This is a genomic window from Allocatenococcus thiocycli, from assembly GCF_921292965.1.
Taxonomy (GTDB): domain Bacteria; phylum Pseudomonadota; class Gammaproteobacteria; order Enterobacterales; family Vibrionaceae; genus Vibrio; species Vibrio natriegens.
On sequence record NZ_CAKLCK010000001.1, the window covers coordinates 145,131 to 168,709 of the forward strand.

At 46.3% G+C, this 23,579-nt stretch carries 17 protein-coding genes; 12 read left to right on the forward strand and 5 right to left on the reverse strand.

Features of this window, described 5'->3' with window-relative positions; all coding sequences use genetic code 11:
- Positions 1-37: 37 nt before the first annotated feature.
- Positions 38-1,192 carry a DUF4268 domain-containing protein gene (locus L9Q40_RS00695; RefSeq protein WP_498791671.1) on the reverse strand — a complete coding sequence of 385 codons (1,155 nt, stop codon included), beginning with the start codon at positions 1,190-1,192 and terminating at the stop codon, positions 38-40.
- A gap of 337 nt (positions 1,193-1,529) precedes the next feature.
- Between L9Q40_RS00695 and istA the strand changes: the two genes are divergently transcribed.
- Complete coding sequence (istA, locus tag L9Q40_RS00700) at positions 1,530-2,549, forward strand: IS21 family transposase (protein WP_050935650.1); 1,020 nt, start codon at positions 1,530-1,532, stop codon at positions 2,547-2,549.
- Positions 2,546-3,340, forward strand: a complete 795-nt coding sequence (gene istB, locus L9Q40_RS00705; RefSeq protein WP_050935648.1) for an IS21-like element helper ATPase IstB — start codon at positions 2,546-2,548, stop codon at positions 3,338-3,340. Before istA ends, istB begins: the two co-directional genes overlap by 4 nt.
- Here istB and L9Q40_RS00710 read toward each other — a convergent pair.
- Together L9Q40_RS00710 and L9Q40_RS00715 are read right to left on the reverse strand one after the other, a co-directional pair.
- Positions 3,337-4,179 (reverse strand): Arm DNA-binding domain-containing protein, encoded by an 843-nt coding sequence (locus tag L9Q40_RS00710; RefSeq protein WP_498791672.1) that lies wholly within the window; start codon positions 4,177-4,179, stop codon positions 3,337-3,339. The genes istB and L9Q40_RS00710 overlap by 4 nt on opposite strands.
- A 290-nt stretch (positions 4,180-4,469) precedes the next feature.
- The gene (locus L9Q40_RS00715) at positions 4,470-5,261 is read right to left on the reverse strand and encodes a 2,3-dihydro-2,3-dihydroxybenzoate dehydrogenase (protein ID WP_065299280.1); all 792 of its coding nucleotides are present in this window, start codon (positions 5,259-5,261) and stop codon (positions 4,470-4,472) included.
- Positions 5,262-5,362: 101 nt separating this feature from the next.
- Between L9Q40_RS00715 and L9Q40_RS00720 the strand changes: the two genes are divergently transcribed.
- The 6 genes from L9Q40_RS00720 to L9Q40_RS00745 all read left to right on the forward strand — a co-directional run bounded on the left by L9Q40_RS00720 (position 5,363) and on the right by L9Q40_RS00745 (position 15,413).
- Complete coding sequence (locus L9Q40_RS00720) at positions 5,363-6,460, forward strand: hypothetical protein (RefSeq protein ID WP_498791673.1); 1,098 nt, start codon at positions 5,363-5,365, stop codon at positions 6,458-6,460.
- A gap of 268 nt (positions 6,461-6,728) precedes the next feature.
- Complete coding sequence (locus L9Q40_RS00725; protein ID WP_498791674.1) at positions 6,729-7,949, forward strand: isochorismate synthase; 1,221 nt, start codon at positions 6,729-6,731, stop codon at positions 7,947-7,949.
- A gap of 11 nt (positions 7,950-7,960) precedes the next feature.
- Complete coding sequence (locus tag L9Q40_RS00730; protein WP_498791770.1) at positions 7,961-9,565, forward strand: (2,3-dihydroxybenzoyl)adenylate synthase; 1,605 nt, start codon at positions 7,961-7,963, stop codon at positions 9,563-9,565.
- A gap of 51 nt (positions 9,566-9,616) precedes the next feature.
- The gene (locus tag L9Q40_RS00735) at positions 9,617-10,495 is read left to right on the forward strand and encodes an isochorismatase (RefSeq protein WP_498791675.1); all 879 of its coding nucleotides are present in this window, start codon (positions 9,617-9,619) and stop codon (positions 10,493-10,495) included.
- A gap of 33 nt (positions 10,496-10,528) precedes the next feature.
- On the forward strand, positions 10,529-14,476 hold the full coding sequence (locus tag L9Q40_RS00740) for an enterobactin synthase subunit F (RefSeq protein ID WP_498791676.1): 3,948 nt from the start codon (positions 10,529-10,531) through the stop codon (positions 14,474-14,476).
- The gene (locus L9Q40_RS00745) at positions 14,469-15,413 is read left to right on the forward strand and encodes a hypothetical protein (protein ID WP_498791677.1); all 945 of its coding nucleotides are present in this window, start codon (positions 14,469-14,471) and stop codon (positions 15,411-15,413) included. The genes L9Q40_RS00740 and L9Q40_RS00745 overlap by 8 nt, the downstream gene beginning before the upstream one ends.
- A gap of 14 nt (positions 15,414-15,427) precedes the next feature.
- Here L9Q40_RS00745 and L9Q40_RS00750 read toward each other — a convergent pair whose 3' ends face one another.
- Positions 15,428-16,156, reverse strand: coding sequence for a 4'-phosphopantetheinyl transferase family protein (locus L9Q40_RS00750; protein ID WP_498791678.1), 729 nt, complete (start codon positions 16,154-16,156; stop codon positions 15,428-15,430).
- Positions 16,157-16,276: 120 nt separating this feature from the next.
- Here L9Q40_RS00750 and L9Q40_RS00755 point away from each other — a divergent pair, with 120 nt between their 5' ends.
- On the forward strand, positions 16,277-18,238 hold the full coding sequence (locus tag L9Q40_RS00755) for a TonB-dependent receptor plug domain-containing protein (protein ID WP_330471227.1): 1,962 nt from the start codon (positions 16,277-16,279) through the stop codon (positions 18,236-18,238).
- A 64-nt stretch (positions 18,239-18,302) separates the two neighbouring features.
- Here L9Q40_RS00755 and L9Q40_RS00760 read toward each other — a convergent pair whose 3' ends face one another.
- A complete protein-coding gene (locus L9Q40_RS00760; RefSeq protein WP_239948904.1) occupies positions 18,303-19,616 on the reverse strand; it encodes a hemolysin family protein in 1,314 nt (437 codons plus the stop codon).
- Positions 19,617-19,810: 194 nt separating this feature from the next.
- Here L9Q40_RS00760 and L9Q40_RS00765 point away from each other — a divergent pair, with 194 nt between their 5' ends.
- From L9Q40_RS00765 to L9Q40_RS00775, 3 genes are all read left to right on the forward strand, one after another.
- Positions 19,811-21,040: a DEAD/DEAH box helicase gene (locus L9Q40_RS00765; protein WP_498791679.1), complete on the forward strand. Its 1,230-nt coding sequence runs from the start codon at positions 19,811-19,813 to the stop codon at positions 21,038-21,040.
- 244 nt (positions 21,041-21,284) lie between these two features.
- Positions 21,285-21,947: a potassium channel family protein gene (locus tag L9Q40_RS00770; protein WP_014231202.1), complete on the forward strand. Its 663-nt coding sequence runs from the start codon at positions 21,285-21,287 to the stop codon at positions 21,945-21,947.
- Positions 21,944-23,311 carry a TrkH family potassium uptake protein gene (locus L9Q40_RS00775; protein ID WP_239948908.1) on the forward strand — a complete coding sequence of 456 codons (1,368 nt, stop codon included), beginning with the start codon at positions 21,944-21,946 and terminating at the stop codon, positions 23,309-23,311. The genes L9Q40_RS00770 and L9Q40_RS00775 overlap by 4 nt, the downstream gene beginning before the upstream one ends.
- Positions 23,312-23,579: the final 268 nt, after the last annotated feature.

Genomic DNA, 23,579 nt, shown 5'->3' on the forward strand with positions numbered 1-23,579 from the left:
CGTAAAAACATAATGTAATAAGGTTAATTAATACTATTTAATTCTCTAACAACCTTTCCAACCTTGGTCTGAACGTGTTAACTAATGCATTGACAGTTTCCTGGAAAAATAAAGCTGTAGTATCGTCCTGGGTAGGTGGCCAATTTCCTTCTACTGTTTGTGTTCTATGAATTGTTCGTTTGTTCTCGTCCCACACAGCAGAAAATGGTAAATCTTTCTCGATACCAACTTTTTCATCGATTAGTGCTTCGTACAAATCTCTGCCTTGTGGCGTATTAGCGAATCGAACAAAACATCCGATACTTCTCTTTGATTTATAAAAATATGTCGTAATCCATGCGACAGAACCTGATGGTGGGAGAGAAAATGCAATGTTTCCGATAGAGACAGGTTTCGGCATTGGTTGTTCAGGGTCATCTAGTGCCAATGAGTCAAGAAATCTGGTCCAGAAATCAAAATACTGCTGACGCCATGGTTCTATATCTTTCTCAACGTTGTCATCGACTATTGGACGCTCTGTATAATCGAGTGTCCTGTCTATTACCTGAGTTTGTAGAAGTGTTCTAGGCTGAATCAGATAAAGGTCTTTGTGCTGGTGTTTATAAACTGCAGTTTCAACCATAGCCAGAACGAAGCGTAGATTACCTGCCTCTTGGAGGAACTGAACGATAGCATTAGCATCTCTTTTTATCCCGTCGCCTGCGATGATTAACATAAAGTCACCGCGACTAAGAGAGTGGCTAACTCCATCCACAAAGTGAGCCTCATCGACATCCGGAAATCGTTCTGTGACTAGCTTGTAGGGCGCATTACCTTTTATCCCTGTTCTCCTACTCACTTCACGTTGCAAGTCAGCAAAACTCCATTGCGCGAGTTCTTTAGCGTAATCTAATATTTGCCCGATAACTTTACGGCGGGCTTCTGGATTCCGCCAAAGCTTCGTCTCTGCTATCACTAATCGTCCTTGTGGCGTTACATAAACTATATCAATTGGTCCTGCGCCTGTGTTCATCTCCATACAAAGAGGGCAGATAGTCTGGTAAGCCGGATCGATCTCCCCAAAGGGCAGAGATTGCGGGTTTTCAAATAACCTTTGTTGCAGCCAAGACTCGGTAAACCCACTTTCAAAAGAGACTCGCTCTAGGTGCTCGGTTTGGCCTTCTTCATTAAAAATAAACGGGGTCGAATACATTCCGCACATCCTCCATGACTGCTACCGATGTATCACGTTAGCTTCCTATACTGATAGGTGGCTATTAATCAATCATGCTCATAATGGTGTATTGAAAGGTTGTGGTCAATTAACAGGCAGTGTAACTGCTAGCGCTTCAGAAAAAAGCGTTTGAAGTTGATGGTAATTATCTCTAATTCTAGAAGGCAGAGTTGCCACTAGGTTAATGGGACCTGGTTGGATGATATGGAGAATGAGCACTGTCAGCGCCGATGTAAAAATGACCCACTAACGCCGATTTAAAATTGACCCACCTGAGTCAAACTATCCGTTCGTAACATGGACAAAGCGGCGGATTATGATCAATCAGGAGCAACTAGTGGAAATACACGTTTTACATCAGCAAGGGTGCAGCATCCGCCGTATCGCAAAGGAGCTGGGGATCTCAAGGAATACCGTTCGTACTTATCTGCGAGATAGAAGCAAAGCACCCGTGTACCCCGAGCGTCAATCCCGACCAACTAAACTTCAGCCCTACCATGACTACTTGTGTACGCGGATTGAAGCCGCAAAGCCTTATTGGATACCCGCAACCGTCTTACTACGTGAGTTAAAATCACTTGGTTATGAAGGCGGTATAACGATGCTTAAGGAGTACATCAAACAGTACAAACCAAGTACGCCTGTCGACCCTGTCGTTCGGTTCGAGACATTGCCAGGTGAGCAGATGCAAGTGGACTTTACGACCATCACCCATTACGGAGTCCGTGTTAAAGCCTTCGTGGCAACGCTTGGTTATAGCAGAGCGACGTTCGTTCGCTTTAGTGAACGAGAGCGCCAAGAAGACTGGATAGAAGGTCTTGAAGAAGCGTTTGAATACTTCGGTGGCGTCCCCAAAGAAGTTCTGTTCGATAATGCGAAAGCCATCATGATAGAGCGTGATGCATACGGTGAAGGTGAGCACCGCTGGAACCCTGCACTGCTCACCGCAGCCAAGAAGTACAATTTTAAACCGAGAGCCTGTCGTCCATATCGCGCAAAGACCAAAGGAAAAGTGGAGCGATTTAACTCCTACTTGAAGAATAGTTTCGTCACTCCTCTTGCGGCGACACTCAAGCAACACGGACTTAAAATCACCGTCGATGTTCTTAATGGACATATCGGCGCATGGCTAGAAACCGTCGCTCACCAACGAACTCATGGTACGACAGGTGCAAAGCCTCAGGTTCTCTTAGATGAAGAGCGCTTTACACTTCAGTCGCTACCATCGCCGACACGCCCAGTCACACCACTAACAATAAGCGATAGTGTGATGCCACTTGAGAGCTTCCAGCACCCACTCTCGACGTATGATGCGTTGTTGGAGGTACGACCATGAACCTTCAAATGAGTCGTATCGAGGCTGCCTGTGCAACGCTGAAGTTACAAGCTATCGGTCAGGAGTGGCCGAGACTGGCAGAAGCAGCCAACAGTCGTGAACTGAGTCTAGCCGATTACTTAGAGTCACTTCTGAACGCTGAACTGGAAGCGCGAGCAGAACGCACAAGAGCCACACTGACTAAGTTCGCCAGCTTCCCAATGGAAAAAACGTTCGATGACTATGACTTCAAGTTCGCAACGGGTGCCCCAAGAAAACAGCTCAAGGAGTTAACAGGGTTAGCCTTCATTGAGCGAAAGGAAAACGTGGTATTACTCGGCCCAAGTGGCGTTGGTAAGAGCCACCTTGCAGTGAGCCTTGGCCAAATAGCGGTTCAAAAGGGCCTAAAGACACGGTTCATCACCGCAGCAGACTTGATGCTTCAGCTATCTACAGCAAAAGCTCAGGGTAAGCTTGAAAGCTACTTGAGACGAAGTGTACTCGCACCTAAGCTACTTATCGTCGATGAAATCGGCTACTTACCGTTCGGCAGAGAAGAGGCCAACTTGTTCTTTAACGTCATCGCCAAACGTTATGAGCAAGGCAGCATTATCGTGACCAGTAATTTGCCGTTCTCTCAATGGTCAAATGCGTTCGCCGATGATACAACGTTGACGGCGGCATTACTCGATAGACTTCTTCATCACTCGCACATTGTACAAATCAGCGGTGAAAGCTATCGATTAAGAGGAAAGAAAGCGGCTGGAACCATACCAGCGGTTCTAGAAAGTCTATCTGAAGGCAAAAGTTAATTGTATGGGTGGGTCAATTTTACTTCGGCGATAACGTCGATAAGTGGGTCAATTTTAAACTGGCGTTGACACCTTAGCACTTGTCTGGTTTGGTATGCAAGGTTTAAATCATCAAATCTATGTTCCATGTCATAAAGTAATTGGGTTACTTCATTCCAAGATAGGAAGTGTGAACCAATTTTTTCAGGTTGTTTTGGTATTTTCGATATCGGATTGTGGTCAAGAGCGAATTTGGTTTCTCTTTTTCTGAATTTAGGGTTATTTTCGTACCCTAAAGCGAAGTTGAATGCCGCATGCAGAATGGAGCGAATTTTATTACTCTTGTCCACAAATCCTTCTTCAATTGGGATTGCTAATATGTCCAAAAAATCTTCAGTTTCAAAATCTTTCGCTTTTCGATGTATGTCGAGATGAGGGAACACATTTTTCACTATGAGCTGATATTCGTCTTCGTGACTACGATTTCCATTATCTTGTTTGTTCTGCTTATGGAACTCAATAAGTTGCTCAAAGGTGCCTAATTGATCTTTTTCACGTTCTGCTGTTTTCTTCTCTTCAGACTGCCTTTCTAGCTCATTTTTTGGATCTAATCCTTTAGAGAGCATTTCACTGTACTCGTTAGCTAGATCACGTGCTTTAGATAAAGTTAGAGCAGGGAACTTACCCAAAGCGATGAAAACTTCTTTCTTCTCTTTATGGTATTTGAACTTGAAGATCTTAGAACCTGCGGGAGTTACTTGAACAGTTAAGCGCCCAGTTCCTCTTTCGCCTGTACTATCTGGTTTATAGTAAGCAGTTTTTTTTGCAGGAAATGCTTCTATCTCTTTTACAGTTAACATATTAGTTACCTTGAATGAACTGCTATTAGCTAAACTTCGTAGTCGGCTATGTAGTCGGGTTACTGTTTAGTCTAGTGTAGCCAAATGTAACTATAAGTGATACTGTTGTCTTATTGATTGTCATTAAATAGTTGATTTTAAATGGCAATGTAACTTTAGGTAATTGTGTGTAATCCTGTGACTACATCACTTCTAAGGATGTGGTCATAGGTTCGAATCCTATAGGGCGTGCCATTTATTCAAAAGCCCCGATAACTCGATGAGTTGTCGGGGCTTTGTCGTTTATACGGCTAAAAAGTAGCGCCGCCATCGACTCTTAAGTCATGCATGGTGATATGTCCTGATTTGTCGCTGAGCAAAAACTCGATCGCATTAGTGATGTCTTTGGTTTCGGCTATTTTATTCAGGGGGATGCCAATTCGGTGGGATTCCAGATTGCCGCGAATCGTTTCTTTTTCTCCGTAAGACTCATTCCACATTTGCTCCTGCATTGGAGTTCTGGTTGACCCCGGACTGACGATATTGCAGCGAATACCATGCTCAGCCAACTCTAGTCCCAAACACTGCATCCACATATGGAGCCCAGCTTTCGATGTGCAGTAAGCAGACATATTGCTTCTTGGAGTATCGGCTGCATTTGATCCGACCGCTACGATAGCGCCTCTTTTCCCGTTTTTAACTAATAGCTTAGCCATATGCTGGGTTAAAAGTAGAGTACCTTTTAGGTTTACATCCAATGTTTTACTGAGTGCGTCCAAAGGCAGGTCAAGAATAGGGGCAAGGTGCAAGGTGCCTGCGCAGGTCGCAATATATTCTGGAATAAGTTTGTCATTTTCTAAACGTTGGCAGGCAGATTGGATAGATTCAGGACTTGCCAGATCAAATGGTAAAAGGGTGGTTCTGACCTGTTGTTCGTCAGGAATCGAACTCATCAAATTCATTAGCGTCTGTTTACTCACATCACAGGCAATCACTTGTGCGCCTTGTGCTAATAAACTTTTGGCGCATGCGAGACCAATTCCCTGACCAGCGCCAGTGACCAGGCATAACTTGCCATTGAATTCTGAACGGTTTTCATTCATCTAAACATCCTTTTCGTGATACAGATGGGTAACTTTAGTTGTGTAAATGATAATTATTTTTGTTATCGTTGTCATCTTGTTAACTAGGAAATGATTAGGTCATGAGGAAATTAAGTCGAAAAATAAAGCCATGGCTACTAAGTGTAGGGCTCGTGAGTTTAGTTGGATGTGAGTATTTACCTCACTCGGCTAAGGTTGATTTACCACCAAGAGAAGTGGCGCAAGTGGTTAAGCAAGCAAAGTACGCAGATGATGCCATTTTGCAGGCCTTTGACACGCATAACTTTGTCGCGATTGGAGATTATCACTGGAATGACGCGTTTATTCGTTATGCGACCGAGTTAGTCTCTAAGCCAGAGTTTTCCGAGCAGGTGAATCATGTCGTCGTGGAGTTTGGTAACGCCAAATACCAATCGATTCTGGATGATTACCTTGCTGGAGGGGAAGTCAGTGAGAGCCAATTGAATACGATGCTAAGAGGTTCGTTGTACTTTATGGCTTGGATGCCAGATGTCTATCGAGACTTTTTCATAGCCATAAAGCAGCGCAACGAAGCTTTACCTGAGGGCAAGAAAATTCAAGTGCATCTGGCTGAAGCGCCTTTTGACTGGGATGCCTTGCAGGACGTTACAGTTTGGAAGAAAGCAGCGAAGAATAAGACCGATCATTTCTATCAAGTCGCGTCTGAACGAATCAAGAATAATGAAAAAGCATTGATGATTTTTGGTGCGTTTCATTTGGTTAATGCGCCAGCAGATTATGTAAAGAAAACACAGGAAACAGACTGGCCGCTGGCAACTCGTCTGCAGCAAGCCTTTCCTGACAGCACTTATTTGATTTGGCCGATGACTGACCCCAAGGTAGTAAAGACGTTTAGTACACTGAAATCACCAGCTGTATTGGAAGTGGATCAGGAACCAATGCGGGATCTACGTTTGATCGATTTTTTGCCAAAAGCACGTTACAAACTGGCCGCAATGGACGATATGGATGCACAGGTTGGTGACCTGTTTGATGCCTTTCTTTATCTAGGCGAAAACCAGAGAACCATGGTTTTTCCTCGTGACGTAGTCGCAGATCGTGACTGGGTTGAAGAGATGCAGCGCCGAGTTGATATCATCGGCGGCAAAATGCAAGAGAGCTTTAATGAGCTTATTGAACGCAGTGATGAACAGTACGGTTTTACCAGCAAGGGGTAGTGTTCAACCCTGTTATCTATACAAGTAGTACCAACGCAAGCGGCTGAGTGGTGACATCATCAGCCGTTTTTGTTTCTCCTTATGTCTCAATGATGGTTTCCGAACTCTTTTCATATGTTACCAAAATGGAACAAACCTCTAATTTGTAAATAATACGAATGATAATAGTTATTAAAAGCATTTGATCAAATGTAACAGTATGTGTACTCTTACATCGCAATTGAGAGGGATTCTCATTTGTGGTCCTATGTTTAATATAATTTGAGAGATGATTATGCTTCGTAACTCAATGGGGAGCAGTACTATGCTCACAGAGTTTCTTAACGCTCATTCGGATGATGCTTCGTTTTTCTTCAGTTCACCGACTGTGACGTTACTGACACAAGGCATTGCTGCAGAGTTTTCCCAAAAAATCAGGTTCTCAGAATTAGATTCTTGTATTAGTCAGCTACTCGAATCGGTCAAGGAAGATGAAAGCGACAACCCTATTGCGGTTGGTGTCATCCCGTTTTCTGAGCACAATCCTGTGCATTTTATTGTGCCTGAACGTTTATGTACGACATCACCGATTCGTCCGGACAAAGTGGCAACCGTGGATGGTTCTAACCGGTGCGTTCCGTCTTCGATAAAGCCAATTCCAGCTCCTGAAGAATACATGCACAGTGTCGCTCAAGCGGCGAATGCCTGTTCCCGAAAAGAGTTTGATTTGGAGAAGGTTGTTCTTTCACGAACAATGCAAGTGGATACCGAACAAGAGATAGATCGGGCTCAATTTCTTAAAACGCTGCTAAAACAAAATCCGGGCGGTTATACCTTTTCAACCCGTTTAGGGGGCGAATGTTGTGATACTTACTTAATGGGCTCGAGCCCTGAACTATTGGTCTCACGCAAAGGGCCGCATGTTTGCTCTAACCCATTGGCTGGTTCACGCAGACGCAGTGATAACGAAACGATGAACCAGCAACAAGGCGAACTGATGATGGAGAGCAGTAAAGATCTCCATGAACATGCCGTGGTTGTTGATGCAGTAGAAAAAGCACTTCAGCCTTGGTGCCACAATCTTTATGTGCCAATGGTGCCTTCGGTTATTGAAACCAAAGCGATGCTGCACCTGTCGACCCGCATCGAAGGTACGATTTCGGACTCTGCCACCAGTGTGCTTAAGCTTGCCAGTGCACTTCATCCAACGCCTGCGGTATGTGGTTATCCGACGGCTCAGGCCTACGATTTCATCGAAAAAGTTGAGCCTTTTGATCGTGGTTACTTTACTGGGCTGGTCGGCTGGGTGGATGCCCGCGGTAATGGTGAATGGGTCGTAGTGATTCGCTGCGCAGAAGTGGAAAAAAAGCGTCTGCGCGTTTACGCCGGGGCGGGAATTGTCAGTGGTTCTGAGCCACAAAGTGAGCTAGAAGAAACGGGCAACAAAATGCGTACCGTACTGAATGCAATTGGCATTGAAGTTCAGGACAACATGGAGGTAGTGGTGTGAAACTGCCAAGCATGAAAGCGTCTGGGTTTACACCTTGGCCAGAAGAGACCGTACGCCAGTATCAGGAAGCTGGCTATTGGACAGAGCAAACTATACCGGAGATGCTTGAAGCCAGCGCTGGAACCTATCCCGAACAGGTTGCACTTGTGTCTGGTGACCAGCAATGGACTTACCAAGCATTAGCCGATCAGGTTGATGAACTGGCAGCAGGCTTCCAACAAACGCTGAAACTAAAGGCTGGCGATAAAGCCGTCTTACACTTACCCAATATCGGCGCGTTTTACCTGAGCTTTTTTGCTCTATTGAAAATTGGTGTTCAGCCAGTATTAGCTTTACCGGCCCACCGATATTATGAGATTCGATACTTTTGTCATTTTACTGAGGCAAAAGCGTTAATTACTGCGCCACAAATGGGTGTCGATACCGCCGATATTGCGCAAAAAGTCGCGAATGAATTACCAACGTTGGAGACCATTGTCTGGGCCGGTGATAACAGTCTAAAACCAACGGGTAGTGTCGACCTAGACTCACTTTTCTTATCGAACGCGGCAACCGAGCCGATGCAGGAACAAGACTTTGCTTTCTTCCAGTTATCTGGTGGCACAACCGGCACGCCAAAGTTGATTCCGCGTACCCATACGGATTACCTCTACAGTGTTCGCGCCAGCAATGATGTTTGCAAGTTTTCACATCAAACTCGCTATTTGTGTGTCCTACCCGCTGCGCACAACTTTCCGTTGAGCTCGCCTGGTGCTCTAGGATGTTTTATGGCTGGTGGAACGGTGGTGCTTTCGCCTGATCCGAGTCCACAGACCGCATTTCAATGGATTGAAAACCATCAGATTACCGTAGCAGCACTGGTGCCACCTTTGGCGTTGTTGTGGCTAGATGAAGCGCCTCGGACCCAATATGACATCAGCTCGTTACAAGTGCTTCAGGTCGGTGGTGCGCGCTTTAGTGAAGCGGCTGCGAGACGTGTCAAACCGACATTAAACTGCACGTTGCAACAGGTATTCGGTATGGCTGAAGGGCTGGTGAACTACACAAGGTGGGACGATCCAGACTCCGTCATCGTGTCTACGCAAGGTCGGCCGATGTCACCCGCTGATGAGATACTCGTTGTTAACGAAATGGGCGAACCTGTGCCTCAGGGTACGGCTGGCATGTTATGCGCACGAGGCCCGTACACGATTCGCGGCTACTACAACGCACCGGAGCACAATCAACGTTCCTTTATTGCGGGGGGCTATTACCGAACAGGCGATGTGGTGGTGTTAACCAAAGAAGGGAACTTACAAGTCGTCGGGCGCGATAAAGAACAGATCAACCGCGGCGGAGAGAAAATCGCAGCACAAGAGATCGAAAATCATCTGATGGTGCATGACGCCGTCCATGATGCGGCTGTTATCGCGATACCAGATGATTATCTGGGTGAGCGCAGTTGTGCCGCATTAGTTTGTCTTGAAGATAAACCAAAACCGATCGAAATAAAGCGCTTCCTGAGAAATCGAGGGTTGGCCGAATTTAAGATCCCAGATCGCGTCATTTTCGTCGATGTATTGCCGAAAACCCCTGTCGGAAAGATCAACAAGAACAAACTCCTTGAGTTGGTTTAACCCACTCAATCAAACCAGACTTTTATCTACAAATTTTAGGAGAAATGCCTCATGGCAATTCCAGCTATTGCGGGTTATCCGTTATCTAAAACGATCCCCCAAAATCGCGTATCTTGGTCGGTAGATCCAGAGCGAGCCGTATTACTGATCCACGATATGCAGCAGTATTTTCTGAACTTTTACGATTTGGACAGCGAACTGATTCAAACGTTGACGCAGAACATCCAACAGATCAAACAAGCCTGTATTGAAGCGGACATTCCAGTGGTATATACCGCGCAACCTGGCGATCAGTGTCAGGACGATAGAGCATTATTGACGGACTTCTGGGGGCCGGGTCTAAAAGCTGATGACACGATTACGAGAATCATGCCTGCACTTGCGCCTACAGAGCAAGACATCGTTTATACCAAATGGCGCTACAGTGCTTTCCAGCGCACGCCGCTTAAATCCATGATGGATGAAACCGGGCGAGACCAGCTGATCATCGTTGGTGTATACGCGCATATTGGTTGTTTACAGACCGCTTCTGAAGCGTTCATGACCGACATTCAAGCCTTTATGGTTTCTGATGCGGTGGCGGACTTTTCAGAGAGCGAGCATGAAATGGCACTGAATTATGTCGCGGGCCGATGTGGCTATGTCTTGGACAAACAACAGCTACTGAGCCAGGTCAGCGATATGCCAATTACTCACGAGATTCCTCAGTCTGAGCAAGAGTTAGCTCTGCAACTGGCGACTTTGCTTGACGTTCCTGCTGAAGAAATCGAACCGCAGGATAGCTTGCTCGATTTCGGTCTGGATTCGGTTCGAATTATGTCTCTGGTCGGTGACTGGCAACAGGCGGGGCTGGATTTAAGTTTTATGGAGCTTGCTGCTCAGCCTTGTTTGGCTCACTGGTGGCAATTGATTGAGAAGAAGCGCACCTAGTGCCTGGCAAGGACAAGTAGTAAAGGAACGGAAATGTACGATTTACCTTATACGGCGGAGCAGTTGCTACCGCTAACGGATGCGCAAGCAGGGATTTGGTTTGCGCAGCTTCGAGATCCAGAAAACCCAATATATAAGACGGGCGAATATCTACTGATTGACGGTGCGGTAGATGAGCCGTGTTTCGTCGAGGCAGTCAAAGCCGCAATTGAAGAAGTTGACTCATTGCACGCCAAATTTGTCACGACAACCGAAGGGCCTCGCATGGTGATAGAGCGACAGCCTTGGCAAGTGGACCGCTTTGATTTTTCTTCTGAATCAGAACCTTTGAATGCCGCGATTGACTGGATGAAAGTGCAATTGAAAGCACCCGTCAACCTAGAGCAGGGGCCACTGTTTTCTATGGCGCTGCTTAAGCTAACGGAAGACAAATTCGTTTGGTTTTTATCACTGCACCATATCGCAATTGATGGTTACAGCATGTCATTAATTGTGTCCCGAGTCGCGCATATTTACAGCCAACTTATCAAAGGCAAACCATTTGATAAGGTTGAGTTTGTTGATCAGCAAGCGATGCTTACAGAAGACAACAACTACAAAGCCTCAGAGAAGTATCAAAACGATCGCGCCTTTTACTTACAGCGCTATGCAGACCACTCAGACACGGTCAACTTAGCAGGTCAGCCAACGGTCACTTCCGATCACTTTCTGCGCCTCAAGGGTGTGATGCCAGTCAGCGATTTTCAGCAGATGGAATTATTGGCGAAGCAGTGCCGTACACACTGGTACAGTGTTCTTATCGCCTCTATTGCAGCATACGTTCATCGTATGACTCGCTCGAAGGAAGTGGTGCTTGGTGTGCCACTCATGGGGCGGTTGGGCTCCGTGGCAATTCAAACGCCAGCAATGCGAGTGAATATTCTGCCAGTACGAGTCAGCTTTGATGACGGGCTGGATATCAAAACCTTGGTCAAGCAGGTCAACCAAGAGTTCTCTTCTGTACGTCGTCATCAAGGCTACCGTTATGAAGAGTTGCACCGAGAACTTAATCTGGTCAAAGACAACCGTAACCTGTTTGGTCCGCTGGTGAACATTATGCCGTTTGAGTATGAGCATAAGTTTGGAGAGCTAAATTCTAAGGCACATAACCTTTCAGCAGGGCCCGTGGATGACATTTCTCTGTATTGTTATGAGCTTGGCGGCGAATTGCATGTGGATATGGATGCCAACCCCGAGCTTTATTCAGAGCGTGAAATTCAAGAACACCAGCAGCGTCTGTTCCATTTTATGAGTGACTTTTTTGCTGCTGCTCGTGAGCAGGGTGCGAGTCAGTGTAAGATCAGTGATGTCAGCATTTTGCTTGCTGGTGAACGAGAAAAAGTGATCAATACTTGGAACGATACCGCTCATTCTGTTCCAGAAACCTCCTTATCAGCCTTGATGGCAAGACAACGAATCTTGACGCCTCATGCTCCTGCACTGATTTTTGAGAATCAAACACTCACCTATGAGCATTTAAGTCGAAAGGTCTACTCTTTGATGAACTGGCTGTTTGCCCAAGGTGTGGAAGCAGGAGATCGCATTGCTGTTTGTGTACCGCGAAGTGAAGAGTTAATCGTTGTACAGCAAGCCATTCTCGCTGCCGGTGCGGTGTATGTGCCGATTGACCCTGACTACCCAGAAGGTCGCATTCATTACATGCTGGAATCTTCTGCACCTAAGCTCGTGTTCTCGACTTCGGCATTACAATCCAAGTTGCCACACGAGTGCGAGAGTAAACTTGTCGATGATGAAACACTTCCTGCTATTTATAAGAATGTAGAGCCGTTACCACCCCAAGTTCAGCCAGAACCACATTCGCCGGCTTATATGATTTATACCTCCGGCTCGACTGGTAAGCCAAAAGGCGTGGTGGTGAGCCATGATGCTATCGTGAACCGATTGCTATGGATGCACGATCAATATCCGATTGATGCCAATGATCGCGTGTTGCAAAAAACACCTGCGGGCTTTGATGTGTCAGTGTGGGAATTCTTCTGGCCAATGATCGTCGGCTCTTGTTTGGTGGTTGCAAAACCAGACGGACACAAAGATCCGGTTTATCTGCAGGAACTCATTCATAGTCAAAAGATCACCACATTACATTTTGTTCCTTCGATGCTGCAGATTTTTGTTCAACAGGCGGATGCCCAGCGATGCGAAAGTTTGCGTCAGGTATTTTGTAGTGGGGAAGCCTTGCCGATTGAGTTAGTGAACCAATATTACCAATCTTTCGATGCTCCGCTGCATAATTTATATGGCCCAACAGAGGCAGCCGTCGATGTGACTTACTGGCCGAGTGAAGCTAATGCGCAAGGCAGCTCGACCCCAATAGGTCGCCCGGTTTGGAACACGCAAATCTATATTCTGGATGATGCGCTTAACCCAGTACCACCGGGCGTAGTTGGTCATCTTTACATTGCAGGTCGTCAGCTTGCTATCGGGTATCATGGCCAGCCAGAACTGACGGCAGAGCGATTTATTGAAAACCCGCTTGGTCCAACAGGAAGCAGAATGTATTTATCGGGCGATCTGGCTCGCTGGCGTGAAGATGGGGCGATAGAATACTGTGGTCGCAGTGATTTTCAGGTCAAAATTCGTGGTTTCCGAATCGAGCTGGAGGAGATCGAAAATGCCTTAGCCAGCCATCCTAATGTGGCGCAAGTGGCGGTGTTGGCTCAAGAATACAGCGATGGCGATAAACGTCTGGTAGCCTACGTGACAGCTGAAGGTACTGAGCAACCTATCGATGTTGCGCAGTTACAGAAGTATCTTGCTGATCCTCTGCCTGAATACATGGTACCGAGCTATTTTGTTGAGTTAGATACGTTCCCGCTGACACCAAATGGCAAGCTTGACCGTAATGCGCTGCCAAAACCCGATTTGTCTGGTCAGGTCGGAACAAAAGGACCGAGTAACTTAGTCGAAGAACGCTTGTGTAAGCTGTTCTGTCAGTTACTTGAGCTGCCTGCGGTAGGCGTTGAAGATAACTTCTTTGAGCTTGGCGGACACTCTCTGTTAGCGGCGCAGCTTATTGCGCATGTTAAAGAGATCATGGGAATCGAACTATCGCTGGCAGCAGTCTTTGAGTCTCCGACCGTCGCTGGCATTGCAGCCAAACTGAATGGTAGCGAAAGTGATGAAGCGCTTAATATGCTGTTGCCACTGCGTAAACGCGAGGGTAAAGCCGCCATATTCTGTGTTCACCCTGCAGGTGGTCTAAGCTGGTGTTATGCGGCGCTGACGCCAATTATTCCATCTAACATTCCTCTATATGGTGTGCAGGCTCGTAACCTTGGCGATCTTTCTGCGCCTTTGCCGAAAACGATGAAGGAGATGGCAGAAGATTATGTCGCTGCTATCCGTGAAGAACAGCCTTTCGGTCCTTACCATCTACTTGGCTGGTCTATTGGTGGCATGATTGCGCACTTGATGGCGGGTATCCTGCAACAGCAGGGACAAGAAGTCGGTTTACTTACTTTGCTTGATTCCTACCCTACAGAGCAGTGGCAGACCATGAATCCACCTGGCGAAGAGCAAGCTCTGGGGGCATTGATTCGAATGGCGGGCGTTGAGTTTGATGAATCAGCGCATAGCAGCATTACTAAGCCAGAAGTTATCGACATCTTACAAGATGCGGGATCGTCGATGGCTCACCTGAGCTCCGAGACCATATCTGCGATGATCGAAGTGGTGATCAACAACAACCATCGCGTACGAGATTCGGTAGATTATCGTTATCAGGGTGATATGTTGTTCTTCAATGCTGAGAAGCCACCAGAAGAGTCATTCTTGGATCGCAATGGTTGGTTTAATTACATGGATGGTGAAATCAATGTCGTGGATGTTGATTGTATTCACCGCGATATGATGCGACCAGACATGTTACGTCTGATTGGAACCCGAATGGTTGAAGAACTGAGAGCGAAATTCGATGTTTAATTCTGGTCATCCGTTGTTACCAGAGAATAAGTGGGAGGGGAGCATTTCCCCTCTGACTTTCTTCAAAGGCAAACTGGAGTCTGGCTCTGTTTTGGCTATTGGTGAAGCCCACTGGTATGCGGACCTTTTTGAGCAAATGACGCAGGTGTTGCTTTCGACAGAACTGGATGGTGTGTTTACTCATCTGTTTGTCGAGTTTGGTAACGCCAAGCATCAAAAAATGTTGGATGATTATCTGTCAGGAGGTGACATTTCTGATGATGAGCTGGCTGCAGTCTGGCTAGATTCCATCGCTTTTCCTGCCTGGATGCACCCTTGCTATGGCGAGTTTTTCCGACGCTTAAAGCAAGCAAACGCACAGCGTAACACTCCTATCAAAGTTGTACTGACCGAGCCTCCGTTCGATTGGCAAGAACTTCGTCATCCGTCACAGCTTGCCCAGCTTAATGCAGAGCGAGACCAGGCTCTGGTTGAAGGTATTGAAGTCATCAAGCGCCAAAATGACAAAGGTGTGGTCGTACTCGTCGGCGCAAGGCATATTCTCAAACGTTCTCCTACATTTGGCTCAACTCGCCATCATCCTTTTGGGGTGTTAGCCGCACAGAGATTTGGTGTCCAATACGTTTCGGTATGGCCACATATGTTGCCGACAACGCTTGAACAAGACTCGCTGGAATTGGGTATCTATTCCACCCAACAGCCAAGGTTTAGCCAGATGAACTTCGCCAATCTGGTTCCTAACAAACCTACGGTGAATCCTTACTCTGAGACACCCGTTGATCAGTTGGTGGATGCTTACTGGTATTTAGGCCCACAAACCCGGCAGTTGAGTGCGGCTGGCGTTGAAATTCCCCAGAAGTGGAAAGCGCAGCTAAAGAAGAGGCTACCGCTTGTGAATCAGCGCCAGAGAGTGGTAATTCAAAAGGTGATTGAATAGGGACTCTTGGTAATTCAAGGAGTAAAAAAGCACAGCGAGAAAACGGTTTGTTCGGTAAAGCAATAATAACCGTGAAACGTTAAATCTGGCAGGGCGGATTGGAGATCCCTTCGGTTATCTCCAATCAACTCAAACTGAAACTGTCCGCTGTTTGCTGTCTCGGGGTGCAGCGCAATTTCGGCATCTAAAAAGTCGAAATATACCCTCACGAATGGAAACAGACATTTGAATAAACTCTCTTTGATACTGAAGATAAGAATGTTTGGGATGGTGTCTGATTTCTGTAGGCGATGTTGTTCATTGGGTGTGTAAATCGCAGGAAGGAGGTGAGCGGCAAGATTTTGATTGTTTTCAACATCAATCCCAATACTTGGCACATCATTTTTAACCGCACACGCCGCCAAACACAGGGAATCTGTATGACTAATACTGCCGCTAACAGTGTTAGGGAAAACGGGTTCTCTAGATGCGCCAATCAAAATGGGTGATTGATCCGCAAAAGCATTGTCTGAAGTCAGTTTTCTGATTGCGGCACGTGCGGCGTGACGCCCAGCTCTAAATTCTCCCTGCCGTTTGGGTACTGATTTCTGGATATGTTCCTCTTCTAAAGGTAAGCCTGCTTTGGCGTACATATCTGGAGCGGCTTTCATCATCTGAATCAGTGGATTGGTTGTCCCAAAGTGGAAGCAATCAGGGGATAGAATTTCATCTAACTTAATACTTTTCAAACTCTTGTTATTCACAGCAAAAACCAACCAAAAATATACAAATGATAATGCAACTGATAATTATTGCTATTTATACAGTTATTTATTAAAGTTGGCGAGCCTAATTAATACAAAAAATAGATATAAGGATATGCAGTGAATACTCAAGTGAAAAAGCCTTCGTTTATGCCTTCCATTTTGGCCGCAGCAGTAGTGACTGCTTTTAGCGGTCAAGCTAATGCAGCGCAGCAGAATGAAAATCCAGAAATGGAACGCGTGGTTGTTACCGCGTCATTAACTCAACATTCTGAGCTTACTGCTCCTGCATCTGTGTCGGTTATTACTGCGGAAGACATCGCAAAGATGCCAGTGAAAGACATCTCTGAAGCAGTACGTAGTGCTACAGGCGTTAGTGTTTTAAGCAGCGCCGCGTACGGTCGTAACACCATTCGTATTCGTGGTCTTGAGTCAAAGCATACTCTGATCCTGATTAATGGCCGTCGTATCAATTCTCAAGATGCATTAATTCGTGGTAACGACTTTGATCTATCGACGATTCCTTTGACGGCAATTGAACGTATCGAAGTGGTGCGCGGCCCGGTTTCTTCTCTGTACGGCTCAGAGGCGATGGGTGGCGTAGTGAACGTGATTCTAAAAACACCAACAGAAGAGATGGCTGGCTCGCTAGGGCTTGAATATGAAAGTTTGCTAGAAGGTAACGGCGGCGATGGCTGGAAAGGCCATGCTTACGCAAGTGGCGAACTGACGCCAGAACTGGCAGGTAGCATCATCGTTGAAAGCTCGACTCGTGATCCATGGCGCACCGATGCGACGCCTGATTACGATGCTTTGGAGAAAAAAGATACCACAAACGTGTTTGGTGAAATGTCATGGCAACTGACAGACGAGCAAAAGCTGATTGCCGATGTAACGTACACCAAGGACGAACGAAAAGCCGAGTGGGTGCACCCTCGTTCCGGAGACCAAACCAATACTCAGGATTCTACGCGCTGGAATTACGGTTTAACGCATGAAGGTAATTGGTCAGGGTTTGACTCTCAAGCTCGTCTGTACGGCGAAACCATGGATTTGAATGACGGCAGTACCGCGTACACCAATGGCTCGGCGGACGTTGAGTTGCAGAATAATTACGCCGATTTCAAACTGTCTGGTTTATGGCGAGACAGCCACGAGTGGGTATTTGGTGGCGAATTCCGTACCTCAGAACTGACCAACAGTCGCGACATTCCTTCTGGTGATATTGACTACCACCAAGGTGCAGTGTTCCTGCAGAGTGAGTTCGATTTGGACAAACTGGCGCTGACGCTCGGTGGCCGTGAAGATTTTCATGAGGTCTACGGCAGTCACTTCAGCCCACGTGCTTATGCAGTCTACAGTTTTACCGATGAATTTGTTGCAAAAGCGGGCGGTGGCGGTGGCTTCCGTGCTCCGGGTATGATGGAGAGTAGCGACCAAGTTCGTGTGATCAGTTGTGGTAACCGCTGCTGGTTAACCGGTAATGATGATTTGAAACCAGAAGAGTCAGAAAGCTATGAAGCGGGCCTCGCTTACGAGACGGACTCGCTAGGTCTGGGCTTGACCTACTACTACTCTAAGCTGAAGAACAAAATCGAGCGAGACACCAGTACTGCGGTAGGTATGGATGGCACCATGCCAATCATCACTTACCAAAACATTGGCCGAGCAGAAATCAAAGGTATAGAGCTGGAAGCTTGGTATGACATTACTAAGAACATCAATTTGTCAGCGAACTACACATACACGGATGCAGAGGATAAGAGCTCTGGCGAAAAGCTAACAGATACGCCTGAACACTTAGCAAACTTGGATGTGAACTGGCAAGTATTCGACTCGTTGACGACTTTTGCTCGCGTCAACTACATCGGTAAGCAGGTGATCACAAATCTAAGTAGCGAAGATAAAACTGTGGACGGCTACACATTGGTTGGTCTGGGCGTTTCTTATGACCTCCAGCAAGTGAACCTGAAAGCGGGTCTGAACAACATCTTTGACGTTGAGCTGGATGACGAAGATGACTACTACGGTTACTCAGAGAAAGGCCGCAGCGCATACGTAAGTGCAACTTACTTGTTCTAATTCAGTAGACTTCACATCAATAAAGAACGCCTCCCACTGGAGGCGTTTTTTATTCCGCTTACTTCTAAGTCTCAGGCTCTTCGTGTGTTTCCGCAGGCACTTGTTGGGATGCTTTAACCTGCACGATGCGGTTACTTTTCATCAGCAGTACTTCAAATCGCCAGTTCTGGTACTCGATGATTTCTCCTTGAGCAGGCACACGATCTATTAACCAAGTAAGGAAGCCGTTTAGGGTCTGAAAACCTTCGCTTTCTTCTCCTTCAATGTTGCTCAGCTGGAGTTTGTTTTTGAGTTCATTTAATGGGATGAGTGCGTCCATCAACCAACTGCCGTCTTTTTGCTGTTTGGCCCATATGTGCTGAGGCTCCATACCCAGCTCTCCGGCGATTGACTTGAGTAAGTCATAGAAGGTTACTAATCCTTGAACATCACCATATTCGTCGACGATAAATACCATCTCGGTACTGGTTTGTTGCATATAGTTCAGTAAAGGCAGTCCTTTCATCGATTCGGGTACAAAACGCGGTTGCTTTAGACGTTTATTAAGCCGTTCAATCGAGAGCTTGTCATATTCATCCAACAGCACTTTAGACGAAATCGTACCGATGATGTTATCCAGTCCGCCTTTGCATATTGGCCAAACCGAGTGCTGGGTTTGTTGAAGGCTTTTGAGGGTTGCGTCAATGGGCAGTGTGGCGTCGAGATAATGAATTTCAGAGCGAGGCGTCATTAACGAGAGTGCAAGGCGATCGTTAAGATGGAGAAGATTTTGGATCATCAATTGTTCCTGAGGCTCAATAGCGCCAGATTCGGAACCTTCGCTGACGATGGCGACGATATCCTCTTCTGTGACGACCTCACTTTTACTCTCATTTTGTCCCAGTATCCTGAGCAAGGTATCGGTGGTAAAGGTCAAAAGAAAAACAAATGGTCGGGCTAAGTTGGCTAACCAATGAATTGGGTAAGCCACATTGATGGCAATCATTTCTGCATTATTTTGCGCGATACGTTTGGGAACCAATTCACCTATTACAATGGCGAAGTATGTGATCAACAGAACCACACTAAACGTGGCTACAAAGTTGGCAATCTCTTTTTCCACACCCTGACTCACTAACCATTGTCCTAAAGGAACGGAGAGTGTGGCTTCGCCAAAGATGCCGCTTAGTAGACCAATTACAGTGATGCCGATTTGGATCGTTGATAAAAACTGTGTCGGATTATTCTTGAGTTCCAAAGCCAGTGTTGCGCGTTTGCTGTTTTCTGCCATCGTTTTTAGACGGCTTGTTTTGGCTGCGACCAATGCAATTTCCGACATCGCAAAGACGCCATTGAGCGTAATTAAACCTATCAATCCTACTAGCAATAAAATATCCATGAAGCCTTCCAATCATCCACACGTTAGTAGCATAGCGAGATTCCGGCTGAGTAAATGTGAAGTAGCGGATAAATCCCGTTTTCTTGCTAAGCTTATGTTTTATTTAAAGGGTAGAACTTCTCAGTACAGCTAAGCTGATTAATCACTCTGTTACTGATACACTACGCGCCCATTTCCTCCGTTGAGACGTTTCTATGCCATTTTCTAAGCTTGGTTTAAGCGCGCCAATCACTGATGCAGTGATGGCGCTAGGTTATGAAAAACCGACTTCTATTCAGCAAAAAGCCATTCCGATTGTACTGCGCGGGCGTAACTTGATCGCAGCAGCGCAAACCGGTACCGGTAAAACAGCCAGCTTTGTATTACCTATCTTAGAGAAGCTCAGTCAGGGTGAAACGCAGCGTAAAAAACGTGCGCGTGCCATCATTCTTACGCCAACGCGTGAGCTAGCGCTTCAGGTACACCAAAGCATTGAAGCCTACGGTAAGAACCTGCCATTACGCTCAATGGCGATGTTTGGTGGCGTTGAATACGCACCGCAGAAGCAAGCATTGATCGAGGGTGTGGACATTGTTGTCAGTACGCCGGGTCGTCTGATTGATCTGTACGGTCAACGCTCGATTCACTTTGATGAAGTAGAAATGCTGGTCTTAGATGAAGCAGACAAGATGCTGGATATGGGCTTTATCGATGCAATAGATAAAATCGTTGATTGCATGCCAGACGATGTGCAAAGCCTGCTGTTTTCCGCCACGCTTTCTAACCCAGTTCGTGACTTAGCCAAGAATGCGATTGTCGATCCTGAAGAGATTACGATTGCGAAACATAGTGCTTCTAAATCAAACATTAAGCAGTGGATTACAACCGTCGATAAAGACATGAAATCGTCGTTACTGAGCCACATGCTAAAAGAGAATGACTGGTCACAAGTTCTGATATTTATCGAAACCAAACACGGCGCTGCGAAATTGGTTAGCCAGCTGGAGAAGCGTGGCATTGTTGCGGAAGCGTTCCACAGTGGGCGTAATCAGCGTGTGCGTCAGGAGCTGATTGAGCAGTTTAAAGCCGGGGAGATCCAGTACCTGGTCGCGACAGGCGTTGCGGCTCGCGGTATCGATATCGATAATCTGCCAGTGGTTATTAACTACGACTTACCTTACCCGGCGGATGAATACGTACACCGAATTGGACGTACAGGTCGTGCTGGTGCGCAAGGTGAAGCTATTTCACTGGTATCAAAGGACGACTTCAAAAACTTATGCATGATTGAAAGCCGATTAGGCCACTTGCTTGAGCGTGTTGAAATTGACGGATTTGCACCAAGAAAACCAGTACCAATTTCTATTCTTAACTATGTGCCAAAGAATAAGCGCAAACCTCAGGAAGACCGTTCGCAATCTGATAAACGTCAGACGAGAGATTGATAACAGGGTAAATACCTCTTGATAGTAAGCCGCATTTTAATGCGGCTTTTTTTATATTCTTGATCTTTAGATATCTATCTTTTGTTAAGCATAATGATGAAAAAAAACAAATCATGTCATACGCTTAACATTTGTAACCTAAGCTTGGTAAGGCTTTGGTTAATTTTCTGTCGTCTGGTTTGCACAGGGGAAAAAATAGGCGCAGACTTTTTCTCTTGCTACTAAATGCATAAAAGAGGCATAAATGAAAAAAGGTGATAAGCAATTCGCTGTTATCGGCCTTGGTCGATTTGGTTTGGCTGTATGTAAAGAGCTGCAAGATGCGGGCTCTCAAGTTTTAGCAGTAGATATTGACGAAGAAAAAGTAAGAGAAGTCGCTGGGTTTGTGAGTCAGGCTATCGTTGCAAACTGTACCCACGAAGAGACGGTCGCTGAGCTAAAACTCGATGATTACGATATGGTGATGATTGCGATTGGTACCGACGTTAACGCCAGTATTCTTGCCACCTTGATTGCGAAAGAAGCAGGGGTAAGATCGATTTGGGTAAAAGCGAACGACCGCTTTCAGGCCAGAGTCCTGCAAAAAATTGGTGCTGATCATGTCATCATGCCAGAACGCGACATGGGGATTCGCGTTGCACGTAAAATGCTCGACAGGCGAGTGCTCGATTTCCATCCATTAGGCAGCGACTTGGCAATGACCGAGTTTGTGATTGGTTCTCGCTGGATGGGCAAAAAGCTAGGCGAGCTGTCTCTATGTCAGGTTGAAGGTGTGCAAGTTCTTGGCTTTAAACGTGGGCCGGAGATCACTAAAGCGCCCAGCATGGATGTGACCTTAGAAATTGGCGACCTTATGATTGTGGTTGGCCCAGAGGAAAAACTGGCCCGCACATTGAAGTCACTATGATGCATTTTCACCAAAAAGGCTTATTTTACGTCCCAGATAGCCAAAGGACAAAAGAGAAGGGCAGCGAGCCTCGGATTATCCTAATGAGTTTTCTCGGAGTGCTATTGCCCTCTGCGATACTTCTCACGCTTCCCGTCTTTTCTGTCAGCGGATTATCAATCACCGATGCTTTATTTACGGCGACTTCTGCGATCAGTGTAACGGGCCTCGGCGTTGTGGATACCGGTCAGCACTTCACGTTGGCGGGTAAAGTTCTCTTAATGTGCCTAATGCAAATTGGTGGATTAGGGCAAATGACTTTGTCTGCTGTACTGCTCTATTTATTCGGTATGCGGTTGAGTTTACGTCAGCAAGCATTGGCCAAAGAAGCGCTTGGTCAGGATCGGCATGTTAACCTGCGTAATCTGATTAAAAAAATCATGGTATTTGCCCTAGTGGCAGAGACGCTGGGTTTTATCGTTCTGTCTTTTCGTTGGGTGCCGGAAATGGGCTGGCAGACTGGAATGTTCTACGCGTTGTTCCATTCAATTTCCGCATTTAATAACGCGGGCTTTGCCCTATTCTCAGATAGCATGACCCGATTTGTGAATGATCCATTGGTGATCTTTACCCTTGCAGGATTGTTCATTTTTGGTGGCTTAGGTTTTACTGTTGTCGGGGATATCTGGTTAAACTGGCGTAAAGGGTTTAACTCTTTCCATCTTCATACCCGAATCATGCTGATTGCGACGCCAGTACTATTGTTGGTGGGCACGTTACTGTTTTGGCTGTTAGAGCGAAGCAATCCGACTACGATGGAATCGCTACCTTTGTCAGCGCAGTGGCTTGCAGCATTTTTCCAGTCGGCGAGTGCACGTACCGCTGGTTTTAATAGTGTTGATTTATCTCAGTTCTCTCAGCCTGCCTTACTCATCATGATTATTCTGATGCTGATTGGTGCTGGTTCTACCTCAACAGGCGGCGGGATTAAGGTGTCGACTTTTACCGTTGCTTTTTTGGCGACCTGGACTTTTTTACGCCAAAAGAAACACGTCGTGATATTCAAACGCACCGTCAACTGGCCAACTGTCACTAAGTCGCTCGCGATTATCGTGGTGAGCGGAGCAATACTGACAACCGCAATGTTTCTATTGATGATCACAGAGGATGCGGCGTTTGATAGAGTTATGTTTGAGACGATATCCGCCTTTGCCACAGTCGGCCTTAGCGCAGGTCTGACGGCAGAACTATCGGAACCGGGCAAATACATCATGATCGTGGTGATGATCATTGGCCGTATCGGTCCTTTGACTTTGGCTTATATGTTAGCTCGCCCAGAACCTACTCTGATTAAATACCCAGAAGATACGGTATTGACCGGTTGATTTATAAGAGAAACATCAGAACCTTGCTTTGATCGCTGTTTAAAAAGCAGCGATCTCCCATCTGGATCAAATACGAGGTCTGCCACGCAAATTTGTTTGTGAAATTTCGAACCTTTATGCCATCGTTTTCACCTTTCTGTACCATGCATTCGACAAATCTATATTAACGGCCGGACTTAACTTGCAGGCATAAGCTTCACCAATGGAAACTGTGACTAGAGGCGTTGATGTAGCGTGCTGAAAGCGAATTGAGAAGAAGGAGTCGTAT

Bases quoted from the DNA above. Each gene is read 5' to 3' on its own strand.
- L9Q40_RS00695 (WP_498791671.1), bottom strand. From the start codon at position 1,192: ATGTATTCGACCCCGTTTATTTTTAATGAAGAAGGCCAAACCGAGCAC.
- istA (WP_050935650.1), top strand. From the start codon at position 1,530: ATGATCAATCAGGAGCAACTAGTGGAAATACACGTTTTACATCAGCAA.
- istB (WP_050935648.1), top strand. From the start codon at position 2,546: ATGAACCTTCAAATGAGTCGTATCGAGGCTGCCTGTGCAACGCTGAAG.
- L9Q40_RS00710 (WP_498791672.1), bottom strand. From the start codon at position 4,179: ATGTTAACTGTAAAAGAGATAGAAGCATTTCCTGCAAAAAAAACTGCT.
- L9Q40_RS00715 (WP_065299280.1), bottom strand. From the start codon at position 5,261: ATGAATGAAAACCGTTCAGAATTCAATGGCAAGTTATGCCTGGTCACT.
- L9Q40_RS00720 (WP_498791673.1), top strand. From the start codon at position 5,363: ATGAGGAAATTAAGTCGAAAAATAAAGCCATGGCTACTAAGTGTAGGG.
- L9Q40_RS00725 (WP_498791674.1), top strand. From the start codon at position 6,729: ATGATTATGCTTCGTAACTCAATGGGGAGCAGTACTATGCTCACAGAG.
- L9Q40_RS00730 (WP_498791770.1), top strand. From the start codon at position 7,961: ATGAAAGCGTCTGGGTTTACACCTTGGCCAGAAGAGACCGTACGCCAG.
- L9Q40_RS00735 (WP_498791675.1), top strand. From the start codon at position 9,617: ATGGCAATTCCAGCTATTGCGGGTTATCCGTTATCTAAAACGATCCCC.
- L9Q40_RS00740 (WP_498791676.1), top strand. From the start codon at position 10,529: ATGTACGATTTACCTTATACGGCGGAGCAGTTGCTACCGCTAACGGAT.
- L9Q40_RS00745 (WP_498791677.1), top strand. From the start codon at position 14,469: ATGTTTAATTCTGGTCATCCGTTGTTACCAGAGAATAAGTGGGAGGGG.
- L9Q40_RS00760 (WP_239948904.1), bottom strand. From the start codon at position 19,616: ATGGATATTTTATTGCTAGTAGGATTGATAGGTTTAATTACGCTCAAT.
- L9Q40_RS00765 (WP_498791679.1), top strand. From the start codon at position 19,811: ATGCCATTTTCTAAGCTTGGTTTAAGCGCGCCAATCACTGATGCAGTG.
- L9Q40_RS00770 (WP_014231202.1), top strand. From the start codon at position 21,285: ATGAAAAAAGGTGATAAGCAATTCGCTGTTATCGGCCTTGGTCGATTT.
- L9Q40_RS00775 (WP_239948908.1), top strand. From the start codon at position 21,944: ATGATGCATTTTCACCAAAAAGGCTTATTTTACGTCCCAGATAGCCAA.